This is a genomic window from Microvirga sp. 2MCAF38 (genome assembly GCF_052115485.1).
In the GTDB taxonomy this organism is placed as follows: Bacteria; Pseudomonadota; Alphaproteobacteria; order Rhizobiales; family Beijerinckiaceae; genus Microvirga.
This window is the reverse complement of record NZ_JBFRGU010000001.1, coordinates 905,150-921,076: the sequence shown is the minus strand read 5'-3', so window position 1 is coordinate 921,076 and position 15,927 is coordinate 905,150. Positions and strand designations below refer to the sequence as shown.

At 62.0% G+C, this 15,927-nt stretch carries 19 protein-coding genes and 1 other RNA gene; 17 read left to right on the top strand and 3 right to left on the bottom strand.

Annotated features, from left to right (window positions below):
• The first annotated feature begins 190 nt into the window (after positions 1–190).
• From AB4072_RS04305 to ybgC, 11 genes are all read left to right on the top strand, one after another.
• Positions 191–484: a DUF4164 domain-containing protein gene (locus AB4072_RS04305; RefSeq protein WP_441965655.1), complete on the top strand. Its 294-nt coding sequence runs from the start codon at positions 191–193 to the stop codon at positions 482–484.
• A complete protein-coding gene (locus AB4072_RS04300) occupies positions 484–852 on the top strand; it encodes a cell division protein ZapA (RefSeq protein WP_441965654.1) in 369 nt (122 codons plus the stop codon). The genes AB4072_RS04305 and AB4072_RS04300 overlap by 1 nt, the downstream gene beginning before the upstream one ends.
• Positions 853–1,064: 212 nt before the next feature.
• Positions 1,065–1,220: non-coding RNA, 6S RNA (ssrS, locus tag AB4072_RS04295), on the top strand.
• 9 nt (positions 1,221–1,229) lie between these two features.
• The gene (locus tag AB4072_RS04290) at positions 1,230–1,814 is read left to right on the top strand and encodes a 5-formyltetrahydrofolate cyclo-ligase (protein ID WP_441965653.1); all 585 of its coding nucleotides are present in this window, start codon (positions 1,230–1,232) and stop codon (positions 1,812–1,814) included.
• Between the two features lie 9 nt (positions 1,815–1,823).
• The gene (locus tag AB4072_RS04285) at positions 1,824–2,645 is read left to right on the top strand and encodes a TIGR00282 family metallophosphoesterase (RefSeq protein WP_441965652.1); all 822 of its coding nucleotides are present in this window, start codon (positions 1,824–1,826) and stop codon (positions 2,643–2,645) included.
• A 64-nt stretch (positions 2,646–2,709) separates the two neighbouring features.
• Positions 2,710–3,378: an exopolysaccharide biosynthesis protein gene (locus AB4072_RS04280; RefSeq protein WP_441965651.1), complete on the top strand. Its 669-nt coding sequence runs from the start codon at positions 2,710–2,712 to the stop codon at positions 3,376–3,378.
• 121 nt (positions 3,379–3,499) lie between these two features.
• The gene (locus AB4072_RS04275) at positions 3,500–4,246 is read left to right on the top strand and encodes a YebC/PmpR family DNA-binding transcriptional regulator (RefSeq protein ID WP_441965650.1); all 747 of its coding nucleotides are present in this window, start codon (positions 3,500–3,502) and stop codon (positions 4,244–4,246) included.
• Between the two features lie 145 nt (positions 4,247–4,391).
• On the top strand, positions 4,392–4,892 hold the full coding sequence (gene ruvC, locus AB4072_RS04270; RefSeq protein WP_441965649.1) for a crossover junction endodeoxyribonuclease RuvC: 501 nt from the start codon (positions 4,392–4,394) through the stop codon (positions 4,890–4,892).
• A 118-nt stretch (positions 4,893–5,010) separates the two neighbouring features.
• Entirely contained in the window at positions 5,011–5,628 is a 618-nt protein-coding gene (gene ruvA, locus AB4072_RS04265; RefSeq protein WP_441965648.1) for a Holliday junction branch migration protein RuvA, read from the top strand.
• 78 nt (positions 5,629–5,706) lie between these two features.
• Positions 5,707–6,753, top strand: coding sequence for a Holliday junction branch migration DNA helicase RuvB (ruvB, locus tag AB4072_RS04260; protein WP_441965647.1), 1,047 nt, complete (start codon positions 5,707–5,709; stop codon positions 6,751–6,753).
• 151 nt (positions 6,754–6,904) lie between these two features.
• On the top strand, positions 6,905–7,315 hold the full coding sequence (gene ybgC, locus AB4072_RS04255) for a tol-pal system-associated acyl-CoA thioesterase (protein WP_441965646.1): 411 nt from the start codon (positions 6,905–6,907) through the stop codon (positions 7,313–7,315).
• A gap of 102 nt (positions 7,316–7,417) precedes the next feature.
• Here the strand turns inward: ybgC and AB4072_RS04250 are convergent, their stop codons facing one another.
• Positions 7,418–7,786: a nuclear transport factor 2 family protein gene (locus AB4072_RS04250; RefSeq protein WP_441965645.1), complete on the bottom strand. Its 369-nt coding sequence runs from the start codon at positions 7,784–7,786 to the stop codon at positions 7,418–7,420.
• 355 nt (positions 7,787–8,141) lie between these two features.
• Between AB4072_RS04250 and tolQ the strand changes: the two genes are divergently transcribed.
• The 4 genes from tolQ to tolB are packed head-to-tail and all read left to right on the top strand — an operon-like array spanning position 8,142 to position 11,810.
• Positions 8,142–8,861, top strand: coding sequence for a protein TolQ (gene tolQ, locus AB4072_RS04245; RefSeq protein ID WP_441965644.1), 720 nt, complete (start codon positions 8,142–8,144; stop codon positions 8,859–8,861).
• A gap of 12 nt (positions 8,862–8,873) precedes the next feature.
• Positions 8,874–9,320 carry an ExbD/TolR family protein gene (locus tag AB4072_RS04240; protein ID WP_441965643.1) on the top strand — a complete coding sequence of 149 codons (447 nt, stop codon included), beginning with the start codon at positions 8,874–8,876 and terminating at the stop codon, positions 9,318–9,320.
• Between the two features lie 37 nt (positions 9,321–9,357).
• Positions 9,358–10,431 carry a cell envelope integrity protein TolA gene (gene tolA, locus AB4072_RS04235; protein ID WP_441965742.1) on the top strand — a complete coding sequence of 358 codons (1,074 nt, stop codon included), beginning with the start codon at positions 9,358–9,360 and terminating at the stop codon, positions 10,429–10,431.
• 50 nt (positions 10,432–10,481) lie between these two features.
• The gene (gene tolB / locus AB4072_RS04230; protein ID WP_441965642.1) at positions 10,482–11,810 is read left to right on the top strand and encodes a Tol-Pal system beta propeller repeat protein TolB; all 1,329 of its coding nucleotides are present in this window, start codon (positions 10,482–10,484) and stop codon (positions 11,808–11,810) included.
• Positions 11,811–11,850: 40 nt separating this feature from the next.
• Here the strand turns inward: tolB and AB4072_RS04225 are convergent, their stop codons facing one another.
• A complete protein-coding gene (locus AB4072_RS04225) occupies positions 11,851–12,453 on the bottom strand; it encodes an HdeD family acid-resistance protein (protein WP_441965641.1) in 603 nt (200 codons plus the stop codon).
• Positions 12,454–12,524: 71 nt separating this feature from the next.
• Complete coding sequence (locus AB4072_RS04220) at positions 12,525–14,042, bottom strand: phospholipase D-like domain-containing protein (protein ID WP_441965640.1); 1,518 nt, start codon at positions 14,040–14,042, stop codon at positions 12,525–12,527.
• Between the two features lie 304 nt (positions 14,043–14,346).
• Here AB4072_RS04220 and pal point away from each other — a divergent pair, with 304 nt between their 5' ends.
• Positions 14,347–14,847, top strand: a complete 501-nt coding sequence (pal, locus tag AB4072_RS04215) for a peptidoglycan-associated lipoprotein Pal (protein ID WP_441965639.1) — start codon at positions 14,347–14,349, stop codon at positions 14,845–14,847.
• A gap of 103 nt (positions 14,848–14,950) precedes the next feature.
• Complete coding sequence (gene ybgF / locus AB4072_RS04210; RefSeq protein ID WP_441965638.1) at positions 14,951–15,919, top strand: tol-pal system protein YbgF; 969 nt, start codon at positions 14,951–14,953, stop codon at positions 15,917–15,919.
• Positions 15,920–15,927: the final 8 nt, after the last annotated feature.

The window sequence follows — 15,927 nt, the reverse complement described above, 5'->3', positions numbered from 1 at the left end:
GGCTCTTGATCCACAAGTCTTGAGGGCGACCCTCTTGGGCCGCGTGTGTCGGGAAAAGGCGTGCGCTCCTTAACACGGGGCAGGGGCGAGTCAAAGACTTGAGGTGACTTCTGACCGAGCGTTTGAACTTCAGACCGTTGCCGGTCGGCACTGAGCGCCCTAGTGTCGTTAACCGATTCCCGGAGGTGCAATGGCTCCCACCCTTGACGATGCGTTGAAGCGACTCGAGAGCGCCGTAGGCCTGCTCGAGGCCTCAGTCTCGCGCCGTCTCGAGGCCGAGAAACGGCGCGGCGACCTGGAAACCGAACTCCAGATCATGCAGGACGACCGGGCCCGCCTTGCCGTCGAGCTCGATGGCGCTCTCACGAGCCTGCACAGATACGAGACGGCCACCGAAGATATCGGCGAGCGCGTCCGCCAGGCCATGGGAGCGATCCATGGTGTTCTCGCTCGTGCCGGCGAACTCGCGTTGGAGGAAGGCTGATGGCTCAGGTCAACGTATCGATTGCGGGCCGATCTTACCGGATCGCCTGCGCCGACGGTGAGGAACGGCATCTCGAAGGCCTGGCGGCGTCGCTCGATGCCAAGATCGAAGAGATGCGGGCGGCCTTCGGCGAAATCGGCGATATGCGCCTTCACGTCATGGCTGCCATTACCATCGCGGATGAAATGGCCGAGACAAAGAGGAAACTCGCGGCCGCCGAAGAGCAGCTCTCGCAACTCCATTCCCTTGCCAATGCGGGCGACGAGCGTTCCCAATTCATCGAAGCGCGTTTGGCGGAGGGGATCGGCAAGGCCGCCGAGCGCATCGAGCGTTTGGCGCGCAGCCTGAACGCTCCGGCGCAGGGGTGACACTCCCCGCTCCGTCATTCCGGGGCGCCGCAGGCGAGCCCGGAACCCATAAACGCTGTCTAAGAAGAAAGAATCGCCTAGGATAACGCCTCTTTCTGTAGCTCGCGGCGGCTATGGGTTCCGGGTTCACTACGCGCCCCGGAATGACGAAGGGGGCGTGTCGTGCCAACTTTCCCCTTCCCCCCGACCGCCATCGTCACTACATAGACAAGGCGGGGCTGCGGGGCGCGTTAGGAGTTCATTTCCCCGGGGCCTTAACGATCCTTAGGGAGCTGTCCCTGACCCGGTCCGTGGACCGGGACACACGGCGCCCACCTACTTATGTAGGTTCCCGGGATCGCTTCTCCGACGGCTTTTGTGGCTCCGCGCTAATCCCAATGGTTTCTCCCTCTCTCGCCGAGACGAAAGAACAGCTTCGCCGCGTGGCCCTCGCCCGCCGCGATGCGTTGGGTGAGTTCGTGCGCCGAGACGCTGCTCGCCGCATTGCGGAACGGGCGCTCGCTCTTCCCGAGTTGCGCGATATAGCGCCCGTCGGCGCCTATTGGCCGATTCGCAGCGAGGTTGATCCGCGCCCTCTGATCGAAGGGTTGATCGCGCGCGGCCAGGCCGTGGCTTTGTCTCGGACTCGCCATCCCCATCTGAGCTTTCACGTCTGGCAGCCAGATGATCCCCTCATCAAGGGCAGCTTCGGCGTCCACGAGCCCAGCCCCGATACACCGGAAGTTTTCCCCAAGGCCCTTCTCATGCCTCTCGCTGCCTTTGACAGGCAAGGCGGGCGCATCGGTTATGGCAAAGGCCATTTCGACCGCGCCATCGCCATGCTGGAACGCCATCACCCGCTCCTCACCATCGGTCTCGCCTTTGGCACGCAGGAGATCGAGCAGGTCCCCGCCGAGGACCACGATCGCTCACTCAACATCATCGTCACCGAAAACGAACTGATCCGAACAGCTTCTCTCTAAGGACTTCCCATGCGCCTTCTCTTCCTCGGCGATATCGTCGGACGCCCTGGCCGCAACGCGGTGATCGAGCGTCTGCCCGGCTTGCGCGAGCGCTGGAAGCTCGATTGCGTCGTCATCAACGGCGAGAACGCGGCGGGTGGTTTCGGTATCACCGAGGCGATCTGCGATGAGGTCCTGAGCGCGGGTGCGGACGCGGTGACACTCGGCAACCATAGCTGGGATCAGCGCGAGACCCTCGTCTTCATCGAGCGCCAGCCGCGCCTGCTGCGGCCTGTGAATTTCCCAGCGGGAACGCCAGGACGCGGTGCGAACCTCATCGACACAGTGAGCGGCAAGCGCGTCCTCGTCATCAATGTGATGGGCCGTCTTTATATGGACGCACTCGACGATCCCTTTGCCGCCGTGGATCGCGAGATCGAGGCCTGTCCACTGGCTCAAGTGGCTGACGCCATCATCGTCGATGTCCATGCGGAAGCGACCAGCGAGAAGGAGGCGATGGGCCATCATCTCGACGGGCGCGTGAGCCTCGTCGTGGGCACCCACACTCACGTACCGACGGCGGATCATCGCGTTCTGGCCCATGGGACGGCCTACATGTCGGATGCGGGCATGTGTGGGGACTACGATTCCGTTCTCGGCATGCAGAAAGAAGAATCGATCCGCCGCTTTCTTCAGAAAACGCCGGGGCCGCGCATGGAACCAGCCCTTGGCGAAGGGACTTTGTCAGGCATCGCGGTCGAGACGGATGACCGGACGGGTCTTGCCGTGCGCGTTGCCGCCTTGCGGCTCGGCCCGCATCTTGAGGAAAGTTGGCCTCGTTTCTGGGACTAACCCCCCGCCGCCCCTTGGCGCTGGGAGCCTCCATCGCCATCTTGGCCGGGAACGGAGTGGGACGGTGAATTATCAGGAAGTGCCCACGGGCGAACCGCATGGCGATGGCCACCGAGCCGCCCTCGAGCACAAGAGTGCCTCGGTAGTCCTGCGGGCCGTGATCGACAACGCCGAGGGCGAGAAGGTCACGATAGGTGAGATCATCCAGGCTTTCGGCGAACGCGCCTTTGGCTTCGTGTTGATTCTCTTCAGTCTTCCGAACTGCGTCCCGGCCCCTCCGGGGATCGCCGGCATCGTGGGGGCGCCGGTCCTGATCTTCGGGACCCAGATGATGCTCGGCCATTCGCAACCTTGGTTGCCCGGCTTCATCATGCGCCGGTCGGTCTCGGTGGCGACGTTCAAAAAGGTCATCGATCTGGCCGAACCGCGGCTCAAATGGCTTGAGAGCTTTTGCCGGCCCCGTCTCCTTTTCCTGTTCGGCCCGTTAGGCGACAGGGCCGCGGGGCTCTTTGCCTTCCTTGCCGCGCTCTCGGTTCTGATTCCCTTTCCCGGCACCAATTTCCCGCCCTCCATCGCTCTTGTGATCGCCTCCATCGCCATCATGGAAGAGGACGGATACTTCCTGATCGTCGGTTATCTCATCGGGCTGGCGGGGCTCGCCTATACCGCCACGGTTCTGGGCGCGTCGTATCATCTGATCCGAGCGGGGCTGACGAGTTGGTTCGGAATTTGAACCGGCTGACGTCCTCCGGGGGCTTTCCCTTTGACGCAACACCGTTTTATAAGCCGGATATCGTCAACATCCGCGGCCTGACGGGCGACTGCACGCCCTCGGTCGCGAACGCGGAGGCCCCATGGCCGGACATTCCCAGTTCAAGAACATCATGCACCGCAAGGGTAAGGTGGATGCGGTGCGCTCCAAGGTTTTCTCCAAGCTGGCACGCGAAATCACCGTCGCAGCCAAGATGGGCATGCCCGATCCCAACATGAACCCGCGCCTGCGCGCCGCCATTCTCGCGGCCCGCGCGGAGAACATGCCCAAGGACAACATCCAGCGCGCCATCAACAAGGCGGTCGGGGGCGAGGGCGAGAACTACGAAGAAATCCGCTACGAGGGTTACGGCCCCGGCGGCGCGGCCGTTATCGTCGAGGCCATGACGGACAATCGCAACCGTACCGCTTCCGACATCCGTTCCTATTTCACCAAGAGTGGCGGCAATCTGGCGGAGACCGGCGCGGTCTCCTTCATGTTCGACCGGGTCGGTCTCGTCGAGTTCGGGCCGGAAGTCGGCAATGCCGACGCGGTGCTGGACGCTGCGATCGATGCGGGCGCCGAGGATGTCGCGTCCTCCGAGCACGGTCACGAGATCTATTGCGAACAGACCTCGCTGAACGAGGTCACCAAAGCGCTCGAAGAGAAATTCGGCGAACCCAAAGCCTCCAAACTCGTCTGGAAGCCGCAGACGCCGGTCCCTGTCGATGACGAGACCGGCGAAAAGCTCATGAAGCTGATGGAAACGCTGGAAGAGCACGATGACGTTCAGAACGTCTACGGCAATTTCGAGCTTTCCGATGCGCTGATGCAAAAGATGGCCGGGTAAGACGCATTCCCTCTCCCCGAAGCGGGAGAGGGTGGCGAACGAAGTGAGCCGGGAGAGGGGAGAGTTTTGGGCGGCACGCCCCCTCTCCCGACCCTCGCTGAACGCGAGGGCCACCCTCTCCCGCTTCGGGGAGAGGGGCTTTTTCATGGAACGTATCCGCATCCTCGGCCTCGATCCCGGCCTGCGAAACACCGGCTGGGGCATCATCACCATCGAGGGGACGAAGCTGTCATATGTCGCCTGTGGGGTTGTCACGTCGGACGGTGATCTCGCCCTCGCGCTGAGGCTCAAGCAACTTCACGACAAGCTGACGGAAGTGGTCACAACCTGGACCCCCGACGAGGTCGCCGTGGAGGAAACCTTCGTCAACAAGGACGCGCAAGCGACCCTGAAACTTGGCCAGGCCCGCGCCATGTCGCTGCTCGTTCCGGCGCTGCACGGGTTGCCTGTGGCAGAGTATGGCGCGAACCAAGTGAAAAAGACCGTGGTCGGTGTCGGCCATGCGGAGAAGAATCAGGTTCTCGCCATGGTGAAGGTGCTGCTGCCCAAGGCTGACCCGAAAAAGGCGGACGCGGCGGATGCGCTGGCCATCGCCATCGCCCATGCTCACCACCGCAAGGCACGCGCTTTGGCGGCCAGGTTTTAGGTGTTACAGAACCACAATCATCATCCCCGATGCGAAGCAGATCGGGGATCGTACGCAGGATATGACGCTCTTTTCCCTCCCCACAAGGAGAGGAGAGTGACCAGGAGGAAGGTCGAACGTGATCGGTAAACTCAAGGGCATCATCGATTCCTACGGCGAGGATTTCGTGATCGTCGACGTTCAAGGCGTCGGCTATGTGGTCCATTGCTCCTCGCGCACCCTGCAGAACCTGCCCCCAACCGGCGAGGCTGCTTCTCTGTCCATCGAAACCCATGTCCGCGAGGATATGATCCGCCTGTTCGGTTTCCGGTCGGATGCGGAGCGCGAATGGTTCCGCCTGCTCCAGAGCGTGCAGGGCGTCGGCGCGAAGGTTGCCCTCGGCATTCTCTCCGTGCTCGATCCGGCGACCCTCGCCAATGCACTCGCCACCGGTGACAAGGCGACGGTCGCTCGTGGCCCCGGCGTCGGGCCGAAACTCGCTCAGCGCATCGTGTCCGAATTGAAGGACAAGGTCCCCGCCTTCTCCGGCGTCGATCCGGCGCTGATCCGTTTGTCGGACTCCGTCGAGGACAGAAGCGCTCCTGCGCCGGTGACCGACGCGGTCTCCGCTCTCGTCAATCTCGGCTATCCGCAGGCTCAGGCCTCTGCCGCCATCGCCGCCGCTTTGAAGCAGGCAGGAGAGGCGCCTGAGGCAAAGACGCTGATCCGGTTGGGGTTGAAGGAATTGGCGAGATAGGCATTTTCCGAGAGATGCAGAAGTCGGTTTTGCAAGAGATTTCGTCCAGATGTTTCGGCCTTTGAAAGGTAAGATTCTTTGACCAGTCCCCGTGGCGGCCTGCTCACCCCCGAAAAGCGCGAGGACGATATTGAAACGTCGCTCCGCCCGTTGGCGCTCGACGATTTCACGGGCCAGAAAGCCGCACGGGCGAATTTGCAGGTGTTCATCAACGCGGCGAAATCGCGGGGCGATGCGCTTGATCACGTGTTGTTCGTTGGCCCGCCGGGCCTCGGCAAGACGACGCTGGCGCAGATCGTGGCGCGGGAACTTGGTGTCAATTTCCGCTCGACCTCCGGTCCGGTGATCGCAAAAGCAGGCGACCTCGCGGCGCAGCTGACGAACCTCGAAGAACGCGACGTACTCTTTATCGACGAAATCCATCGTCTCAATCCGGCGGTGGAGGAAATTCTCTATCCCGCGATGGAGGATTACCAGCTTGATCTGATCATCGGCGAAGGCCCTGCCGCGCGCTCGGTGAAGATCGAACTGCCGAAATTCACGCTTGTTGGTGCAACCACCCGCGCGGGCCTTCTCACCACGCCGTTGCGCGACCGCTTCGGCATTCCGATCCGGCTTGAATTCTACACGGTCGAAGAACTCGAATTGATCGTGCGCCGAGGCGCGCGGGTGCTCGGTATCGGCATGAGCGAAGACGGTGCGAACGAGATCGCCCGTCGTGCACGTGGAACTCCGCGCATCGCGGGCCGCCTTTTGCGCCGCGTGCGCGATTTCGCCATCGTGGATGACGCCGCCATCGTCACCCGAGAACTCGCGGACAAGGCGTTGCGTCTGCTCGACGTGGACCCCATCGGCCTTGATCAGATGGATCGCAAATACCTCACCACCATCGCGCTCTCCTTCGGCGGAGGCCCGGTCGGCATCGAAACCATCGCGGCAGCACTCTCCGAGCCACGCGACGCGATTGAGGAAATCATCGAGCCTTATCTGATCCAAAAGGGCTTCGTGCAGCGCACTCCACGCGGCCGCATTCTGACCCCCCACGCCTTCCGCCATCTCGGCATGCCGGAGCCCGCGCGCGAGACGGCGCAGTTCGGGTTGTTCGGAGGGGATGAGGATGCGTGAGAAGCGTGACCAATCCCCCTCCCCCTTGTGGGGAGGGGTTAGGGGTGGGGGTGCTGATCCTGATCACGCTTGCGCCGACACCCCCCTCTCCAACTCTCCCCCACAAGGGGGGAGAGGGCTGGGTGGTGCTTGGCCTAACCTTTCCGGCCACATGCAAAACGGCGCGCACATCCTCCCCATCCGCGTCTACTACGAAGACACGGATTTCTCGGCCCGCGTCTATCACGCGAGCTACCTTCGCTTCATGGAACGAGGGCGCACGGAGTTGTTGCGGGCGGTCGAGGTGGCGCAGTCGGATCTTCACGCCGATATGGGCGGGCTCGCCTTCGTGGTCCGAAAGATGACCATCGATTTTCGAGGAGCGGCGCTGATGGATGATGTTCTCACCATCGTCACGCGTCCGAAGGAAATGCGCGGGGCTTCGATGACGTTGGCTCAGGAAGTGCGCCGGGGCGACGATGTGTTGGTGTCGGCTGAGGTCACCGTTGCCGCTGTTCGCGGTGGGCGCGCCGTGCGCATTCCCGATGAGCTGCGCGCGGCTTTGACGCCGTTGGGCGACTAGAGCTTGATCAGAACAAGTGGAAACCGGTTCGCCCGGATCATGCGACACCATCTCGAGCTTGATCGTGTTTCAAAGAGACACGATCAAGCTCTAGTCTGAAGATCAGGCCGCCTTGTCGAGAACCGGCTTGCCGATCTTGAACCAGGCCTTGGTGATCTTCTCGTCTTCGACCTCATAGATCGCCATGACGTCGACACGTCCCGTGCCTTCGGGGAAGGTGCGGGTCACCACCTCCTGATCGACGACGATATTGCCGACGGCCAGACGCTTGACGAGGCGGCCGAACAGGTTCTCCTCCTTGAATCTTGCTATGTGACGCTCGCGGATCTGAGCTGCGCTGTTCGCAAGGATGTCCGAAGGAAAAGCGTAATACTCGGCATCCTCGGCCCAATGAGACATGAAGGATTCAATGTCGCGCGCATTGTAGGCGTCGAGCTGTTTCTGCACGATTTCACAGGGATCAAAATCCATTTTTCTGCCCTTTCGAATGACGTTGTAATTGAAATATTGTTTCGTTTATGATTATCCGGTCCCATGGCGTCTTTGGCCGGATTTCGGGTGGTTTCAGACAGGATTGCGGCCCTTAGGGCGCGGCTTAAACCAAGCCTTAACCTTACTCTGTGCTTAACAGGTAACAGACCGGGCGGATCTCCGTGCTGAGCCCGTACGCCCTTATTTTCGACAGATTCGAGGGCGAACGAGCAAGGCTAAGCACAAGGATTTCCCGGGGCTCGGCCTGATCCGGAAAAGCGGGGCCCGTTTTCCGAAAAGTTCGCGCCAGAAACAAGAGGCCGTTTGACGCGGCCTGAAGAGCAAGGACGAGATGATGAACCCGGCTGATGTCGCCCAGGCTGCTCCTGTCGTGCATGACATGTCCCTGTTCGGGCTTTTCTGGCAGGCGCATTTCATCGTCAAGCTCGTGATGATCGGGCTTCTCGGCGCCTCCGTCTGGTGCTGGGCCATCATCATCGACAAGACCTTGCTGTTCGGACGCACGAAGCGCGCCATGGACCGGTTCGAGGAGGTCTTCTGGTCGGGGCAATCGCTGGAGGAGCTCTACCGTTCGCTCCAGGGCCGCAACCCGGCGGGGCTCGCCGCCGTGTTTCTCGCCGCCATGCGGGAATGGAAGCGCTCCTTCGAGGGGTCCGGTCGTTCGTTCCAGAGCCTTTCGCAGCGCATCGATAAGGTGCTCGACGTGACGATCCAGCGCGAGGTGGAGCGTCTCGAGTCACGCCTGACCGTTCTCGCCTCCATCGGTTCCGCCGGTCCTTACATCGGCCTGTTCGGCACGGTGGTCGGCATCATGAATTCCTTCACCTCGATCGCGGCCTCGAAGAGCACCAGCCTTGCGGTGGTCGCGCCCGGCATTGCGGAGGCGCTGTTCGCCACCGCCATCGGCCTCTTCGCGGCCATTCCGGCAGTGCTCGCCTACAACAAGCTGCACAGTCAGGTCGGCAAGCTCCAGTCGCGGTTGGAGGGCTTCGCCGACGAGTTCTCCGCCATTCTCTCGCGCCAGATCGACGAGCGCATCGCGCTCGCGGCTTAAAGGACAGCGGCGATGGCATCCCTCGCAGGCATGGCTTCAGGAGGCGGACGTCGCCGTCGACGCGCGCGGCGCGGCGGCGCGATCAACGAAATCAACATGACGCCGTTCATCGACGTCACGCTGGTGTTGCTCATCATCTTCATGGTGGCGGCACCCATGATGACGGCGGGCGTTCCGCTCGATCTGCCGCAGACGAAGGCCGCACCTCTGAACGTCGACGCGAAGCCCGTGACGTTGTCCATCAAGGCGACGGGGCAGCTTTTTCTCGGGGATGCGGAGCTGACGGACGAAGCCATCGTCGGCAAGCTCGCCGAAGTGTCGAAGAAAGGCTTCGATGAGCGTGTGTTTGTGCGTGCAGACAAGAAGGTCGATTACGGGCGAGTGGCTCAGGTGATGTCGATCGTATCGACCGCTGGCTACAAACATCTCGCCGTCGTCACGGAGCCGGATCAACGGTGACGCGGGCAGGATAGGGGCAGGGCAGACAGCCGTGGCGTTGAAACTTAAATTCAACCCTTCCGAACCCGGTTTCTGGGTGTCCGGCGTCACTCATGTGACGCTGCTGGCGGCTGCCGTTTTCACGATTTCGGCGAACAAGTTCCCGGAAGCACAGGAAGGCATCCCGGTCGAGATCTTCACGAATGATATGGTCTCGCAAGTCACCAAGGGCGAGACGACGGCGAAGCAGGTTCAGCCGACGCCGAAGCCGCGCGCCGATCGCGTGGCGGAAAAGGTCGAACAGAAGGATCCCGGCGACGACAAGCGCGATGCGCCTTCGCCGCCCAAACGCCCCGAGGACATGAAAGTCGCGGACAAGGAAGAGCCGGTCGCCAGCGCGCCGCCTCCGCCGACCCCACCCGCAAAACCGCAAGTCGACCCCAAGGCGGAAGAATTACGTCTCCAGGCTGAAAAGGCGGAAGCCGAAGCCATCGCGCAGCAGAAGGCTGCTGCGGAAGCAAAGGTGAAGGCGGATGCCGAGGCGAAGGCCAAAGCGGAAGCCGATGCAAAAGCCAAGGCAAAGACCGAAGCTGATGCGAAAGCCAAAGCGGAAGCGGATGCCAAGAAGCTCGCTGAGGCAAAGGCCAAGGCAGACGCCGAGGCGAAAGCACGCAAGGAAGCGGAAGTCGCCAAGAAACTCGATTTCGGCGACATCAAGCAATTACTGCAAAACAAGGAAAAGAACCAGTCGACGGGCGCGGCCGGCGCGGAGGTCAATAAGATGGCTTCGCTCGGTATGGCGACGGGATCGGCGGCGAAACTTAATCCAAGTATGCGCGATGCTCTCGGGGGCATTCTGAAAGAGCAGATGGAGAAGTGTTACCAACCCCCAGTCGGCGCGACAGGAAGTCAGGTGTCTCTGCCGATATTGGATGTGCGGTTCAATCCGGACGGATCACTATCGGCGGAGCCGCAGATCATTCGGGCCGGTCCAGCTGCGCTTGATAAGACGATTGCCGAGGCGGCTCTGCGAGCGGTGCGCCGTTGCGCGCCGTATAAAATCCCTACGAAGTTCGCTCCGTTTTATGACGATTGGAAGTTCTGGAACATCGAATTCGAAACGCAATTATGACTCTCCGTCGAGCACCCGTTCAACAAACGATCCATGATGTGGATGTGATCATGCCTGTCCGCCTCCTTGCACACGCGCTGATGATCGCTGCGTGCTTATTTTCTGGAATCCTGGCTCTCGCCACCCCTTCCTACGCTCAGTTGACCCTGCGCGTAGGGCCGGGTTCTCAGTTCCAGCCCATGCCCATCGCCGTCGCCGATTTCGCGGGCGAGGGGGATCTCGGGCAGCGCGTGTCCGGCATCATTACCGGCAATCTGCAACGCTCGGGATACTTCGCGCCGCTCGACAAGTCGCGCTTTCCGGAGCGGCCGTCCTTCGATGCGATGCCGCGTTTCGATGCGTGGAAAATGGCGGGCGCGCAGGCGCTGGTAACGGGTCGCGTAACGCGCGATTCGTCCGGTCGCCTCAAGGCCGAGTTCCGGTTGTGGGATGTGGCTTCCGGCCAGCAATTGACCGGCCAGCAATATGTCACCGATCCGAATTTCTGGCGCCGCGTCGGGCACATCATCTCGGACGCGGTCTACACCAAGATCACCGGCGTCGGAGGGTTCTTCGATACGCGCATCGTGTTCGTCGATGAATCCGGTCCGAAAGAAAACCGTCGCAAGCGTCTTGCCATCATGGATCAGGATGGCGCGAACATGCGCTTCCTGACTCAAGGCGACACGCTCGTCGTCACGCCGCGTTATTCGCCCGCGACACAGGACATCACATACATGTCGCAGGTCGAAGGCCAGCAGCCGCGCGTGCAGGTGATCAACCTGGAAACCGGTTCGCGCCAGGTCGTCGGCAACTTTCCCGATATGACCTCGTCACCGCGTTTCTCGCCCGATGGCCAGCGCATCGCCATGAGCCTGCAACAGGGCGGCAACGCCAACATCTTCCTGATGGATCTGGGCTCGCGCTCGACGACGCGCGTCACCTCGACGGCTGCCATCGACACCTCGCCGTCCTTCTCGCCGGATGGACGCGAGATCGTGTTCGAGAGCGACCGCGGCGGGCAGCAGCAGATTTATGCCATGAATGCGGACGGTTCGAACCAGCGCCGTATCTCGTTCGGCGACGGTTCGTATTCGCAGCCGGCCTGGTCGCCGCGTGGGGACTACATCGCCTTCACCAAGCGCCGCGCGGGCGGCTTTTCCATCGGGATCATGAAACCGGACGGTTCGGGTGAGCGCATTCTCACGGAAGGATTTCACAACGAGAGCCCGACCTGGGCGCCGAACGGCCAGTACATCATGTTCTTCCGCGATCCGGGCGGACAGGCCGGCGGCAAGCTCTACATGGTCGACATCACGGGCCGTGTGGAACTGCCGGTGGCGACGCCATCTTTCGCATCCGACCCCACATGGTCGCCGCTGCTCAGCGAAACACGATGATGAAAACGGGGCGCCTCAGGCGCCCCGCTTCATTTCAGAATCAGTGCGACGGAGCGATACGCTCCTTGCGGCCCTTCAGCTTGAACGCGAGGGCGAGAAGCGAGATGCCGAAGATCATCGCATAAGCGCCGAGCCACCAGGTCAACACCACAGCACCGACGAGCGGCGCGACCAAAAGCGCGATACCGAACAGCACCGAGACGATGCCGCTGAAGATCAGCCAGCCCTTGCCGTATTCCGCATCGAGCTTGAACGCGGCGACGACCATGAGAACGCCGGTCACGAGCGACCACACCGCCATCAGGGTCACGAAGAACAGAACCGTCAGTCCCGGCCATGAAAAGGCGATGACGCCGACGAGAATGTCGACGATGCCTTCGAGGACGAGGAGGCCCCAGCGCTGCCCTTGTCGCGCCGCACGCACAGCAGAGACGATGCCGAAGACGCCATCCACCAGCATGTAGGCTGAGAAGAACAGCACGAGGGACAGAATGGTCGCTCCCGGTAGGAAAAAGGCGATGAGCGCAAACAGGATCGCAAAAACGCCTCTCAGCGCAATGGCCCACCAATTTTCAGCCAAGAGCGCGCTCATCGCCTTGGTCTGATCGAAAGACTGGAAAGAGTTCGAAGCGCCGCTCGTCATGATCGTCTCCCAATTATGCGGGCGCCATCCCGCCGCAGGTATAAATTCAACGCCAAGCTTGGCCTGAAGTTTCACGGTGGACGCGAGGAAATCTTGTTCCATTTGGTCGAAGCTGAGCGATATCGACGTTCCAGCTTACGCCGCGTGATGCGAATGCGTTGCTTGAGACGAAGGGAGCGGATCAGCAAAGCCGCTCCAAGCCAGCCGAGAAGGATCGTGATCGGCAGGACGACGATGGGAGGAAACACGACGACCAGCACCGCGAGGGCGATCAGAATAGAGCCGATGGTGGCGACGCTGCCGGCCTCCGTCGATGTAAGCGAGCGCAATCCTCCCGAACCGCGACCGATGCTCGAACCCAAAGCCACGGCACCGGCGGCCAGCCGTCCAACGGCACCGCGCCGGGCGCGGCGCGATCGACGGGCCCGCGCGTTGAGTGTTTGGCGGCGACGTGTGATGGAGCCGGGGGCGACCTCGGTCGCTTGCATGAGATCTTCGAGATACGTCGCTTCCATGGCCTCGGCGATGGTTTTATCTTCGACGATGACGTCGAGTTCCCAATTGGTCGCCCAGCTTGCAAGGTTGAGATTGGTCGAGCCGACGCGTGCCCAACGTCCGTCCACGACAGCGCTCTTGGCGTGAAGCATCGCGCCGTTCCACTCGAACACGCGGACACCCGCCTCGATCAGCGAGCGGTAACCCGCACGGACGAACGGCTGAAGCATCGGCGTGTCGGTGGAGCCCGGCACGAGAAGCCGCACATCGACTCCGTCCTGGGCGGCCTCTCCGAGCGCCTGCACATAGGCCGTCGTCGGAACGAGATAAGCGTCCGCGATCCACAAATTACGCTTCGCCGTCGCGGCTATGAACTGATCGACCCGGTAGGCTCGGAACATGCCGGGCTGTCCGCTGACCACGCGTGCATTGACTGTGCCGACCGACGGGATGTCGCTTGCGGCGATGCACTCGTCGCGCTTCAGGGGCGCCCCGGCGAAGGCCCAGCTTTCGGCAAAGGCCGCATCGAGATCGGCGACGATCGGGCCTGCAAGAGAGAGCCCGGTATCGCGCCAGGGATCGCCACTGCGACCGCCTTCCCAGCTATCGGAAATGCAGAGTCCTGACACAAAGCCGATGCACCCATCGACCGTGATGAGCTTGCGGTGATTACGGCGCAGAAAAAATGGGTTGGTCAGCCGAAGCGGGTTGAACACCCGCACCTCGACGCCTGCATCGCGCAAGTCTTGCCAAAATCGGCGCGAGGCTCGGGTGTAGGAGCCGAGCCAGTCGTAAAGCACCCTCACACGCACACCGGCTCGCGCGCGCTCCATCAGCACGCGCGCAAAATTTCGGCCGGTCTTGTCATCGGCGATGATGTAGTTCTCGAAATGAATGACCCGCTCGGCTTTTTGCAGAGCGTCCAGCCAGGCCGGGTAATTCTCTTCGGCATTGCGGAGAAGCGAAACCGCATTGCCCTCGCGTAGATCGCTGTCGGCGATGCGTGCGAAGGCCCTCTCCAACAACGGGTCGTCCGGTGGGGTCTCCGGTGGCCGAGGCGCGAAGGGCGCGAACCAAGCATGTGTTTCGTTCATGAGACCATAACGCCTGAAGCACGGTTTCGGACGACCCCGCGCTCACCTTCCTATGCTCGGGGCTTCGCCCGGCTTGAGAATGACGACCCTTGTCCTAACGTTCAAGTGTTTGGGGAAAAAAGCATATCGCGCCACCTCTTTGCCGTATTCACGCTCGATTAACCCTACGCCCAAGTTTCCCGACGCGGGCGCGATTCACTCTTTCTCTCAACCCTCCATCAAGGTTGACGGAACCCTCCCTTAACCATCGACCTCTATACAAAACACAACGTTGGGCAGACGTAATGTGTAAGGAGTTTTAGCCATGATGACGTTGCGCGCCGTCAAATTCGCCGCTGCGATCGTCCTCGCCCTTGGGGCGGCGGCGTGTTCGTCCAATAAAGATGGAATGGCCGATGGGGCCGGGGGCTTCGGGGCCGGTGGTGCAGGCACACCCGGCAGCGCGCAGGACTTCATCGTCAATGTCGGCGATCGCGTGTTCTTCGAGACCGACGCGACCGATCTGACCCCCACCGCCGTTGCGACCCTCGACAAGCAGGCCCAGTGGCTCAACCGCTATGCCAATTACGGCTTCGTCGTCGAAGGACACGCGGATGAGCGGGGCACGCGTGAATATAACTTCTCGCTGAGCGCCCGCCGCGCTCAGACCGTGCATGACTATCTGGTCTCGCGCGGCATCCAGGCCTCGCGCATCCGCACCGTGTCTTACGGCAAGGAGCGCCCGGTCGCGGTCTGCAACGACATCTCGTGCTGGTCGCAAAACCGCCGCTCGGTGACGGTGTTGGATACCCGCGCCGGCTCGTAGCCTCTGGAATTCAGTTCATGAACCGAGCGCCGCCACATTCTCGCCGTGGCGGCGCTTTTGTGTTATGGGCACGGTCGTTTTCTGACCCTTTCGGTATCATCTCATGTTTCGCCGCCTGATCGTCTTTTTCGCCCTTGCGACGGCTCTGGTTGCTCCTGCCTTCGCGCAGGACGCCGCCGACGCCATCGTTCGCCTCAATCGGCTCGAGAATCAGTTCCGGCAATTGTCGGGGCAAATGGAACAGCTCCAGTACGAGAACCGCCAGTTGAAAGAACAGCTGCGCAAGTTCCAGGAGGACGTGGAGTTCCGCTTCCAGGAAAATCGCGGTGGCGGCTCGAAGGCCGCGCCCACGACGACGCCGGCGCGGCCTGCCCAACCCCAGCCGCAACGCCGCGGCGATGCCTACGAACCGGGGGCCGTTGCAGAGGCTCCGGGCGCCCCGCATCCCTTGGGGACGACCGCGCCCTCCGCGCCGCTGACATCCGGCGAGGTCGGCCAACCGATGGCTCTTCCCGGCGGTCAACTTGCCGGGATCGGCGACCTGATCGAACAGGATGAGGCTCCTGGGGGGACCGGCCCGCTCGATCTCAGCCAGACGGGGCGTGTTCCCGCCAATCCGCCCCCAGCCGCCCCTGTCGCCACAACCCTTTCGCGCCAAGGACCGAGCGTGGCCGCTGCGAGCAGCGACGACCCGCGGTCCGATTTCGAGACGGCTTACGGTTACCTCACCCAGCGCCAATATGAGCAGGCGGAGATGGGTTTTCGCCGGTTTCTCCAGTCGAACCCTCGCGACAAGCTTGTGCCGGAGGCAGCCTTCTGGCTCGGCGAGAGCTACCTCCAGCGCAGCCGTTATCGTGAAGCGGCCGAGCAGTTCCTGAATGTCTCGGCCGATCATCCCAACGCCGCGAAGGCGCCAGACGCGCTCTTGAAGCTCGGCATTTCACTCAATGCACTCGGTGCCAAGGATCGCGCCTGCGCCGTTTTCGCGGAACTCGACCGCAAATATCCGCAGGCCCCGGCTTCGCTTAAGCAAAGCTCGGATCGGGAACAGAAGCGCATCAAGTGCTCCTGAGGCGAAGT

Coding starts and splice junctions, on each gene's coding strand:
- AB4072_RS04305 (WP_441965655.1), top strand. CDS start 191: ATGGCTCCCACCCTTGACGATGCGTTGAAGCGACTCGAGAGCGCCGTA.
- AB4072_RS04300 (WP_441965654.1), top strand. CDS start 484: ATGGCTCAGGTCAACGTATCGATTGCGGGCCGATCTTACCGGATCGCC.
- AB4072_RS04290 (WP_441965653.1), top strand. CDS start 1,230: ATGGTTTCTCCCTCTCTCGCCGAGACGAAAGAACAGCTTCGCCGCGTG.
- AB4072_RS04285 (WP_441965652.1), top strand. CDS start 1,824: ATGCGCCTTCTCTTCCTCGGCGATATCGTCGGACGCCCTGGCCGCAAC.
- AB4072_RS04275 (WP_441965650.1), top strand. CDS start 3,500: ATGGCCGGACATTCCCAGTTCAAGAACATCATGCACCGCAAGGGTAAG.
- ruvC (WP_441965649.1), top strand. CDS start 4,392: ATGGAACGTATCCGCATCCTCGGCCTCGATCCCGGCCTGCGAAACACC.
- ybgC (WP_441965646.1), top strand. CDS start 6,905: ATGCAAAACGGCGCGCACATCCTCCCCATCCGCGTCTACTACGAAGAC.
- AB4072_RS04250 (WP_441965645.1), bottom strand. CDS start 7,786: ATGGATTTTGATCCCTGTGAAATCGTGCAGAAACAGCTCGACGCCTAC.
- tolQ (WP_441965644.1), top strand. CDS start 8,142: ATGAACCCGGCTGATGTCGCCCAGGCTGCTCCTGTCGTGCATGACATG.
- AB4072_RS04240 (WP_441965643.1), top strand. CDS start 8,874: ATGGCATCCCTCGCAGGCATGGCTTCAGGAGGCGGACGTCGCCGTCGA.
- tolB (WP_441965642.1), top strand. CDS start 10,482: ATGCCTGTCCGCCTCCTTGCACACGCGCTGATGATCGCTGCGTGCTTA.
- AB4072_RS04225 (WP_441965641.1), bottom strand. CDS start 12,453: ATGACGAGCGGCGCTTCGAACTCTTTCCAGTCTTTCGATCAGACCAAG.
- AB4072_RS04220 (WP_441965640.1), bottom strand. CDS start 14,042: ATGAACGAAACACATGCTTGGTTCGCGCCCTTCGCGCCTCGGCCACCG.
- pal (WP_441965639.1), top strand. CDS start 14,347: ATGATGACGTTGCGCGCCGTCAAATTCGCCGCTGCGATCGTCCTCGCC.
- ybgF (WP_441965638.1), top strand. CDS start 14,951: ATGTTTCGCCGCCTGATCGTCTTTTTCGCCCTTGCGACGGCTCTGGTT.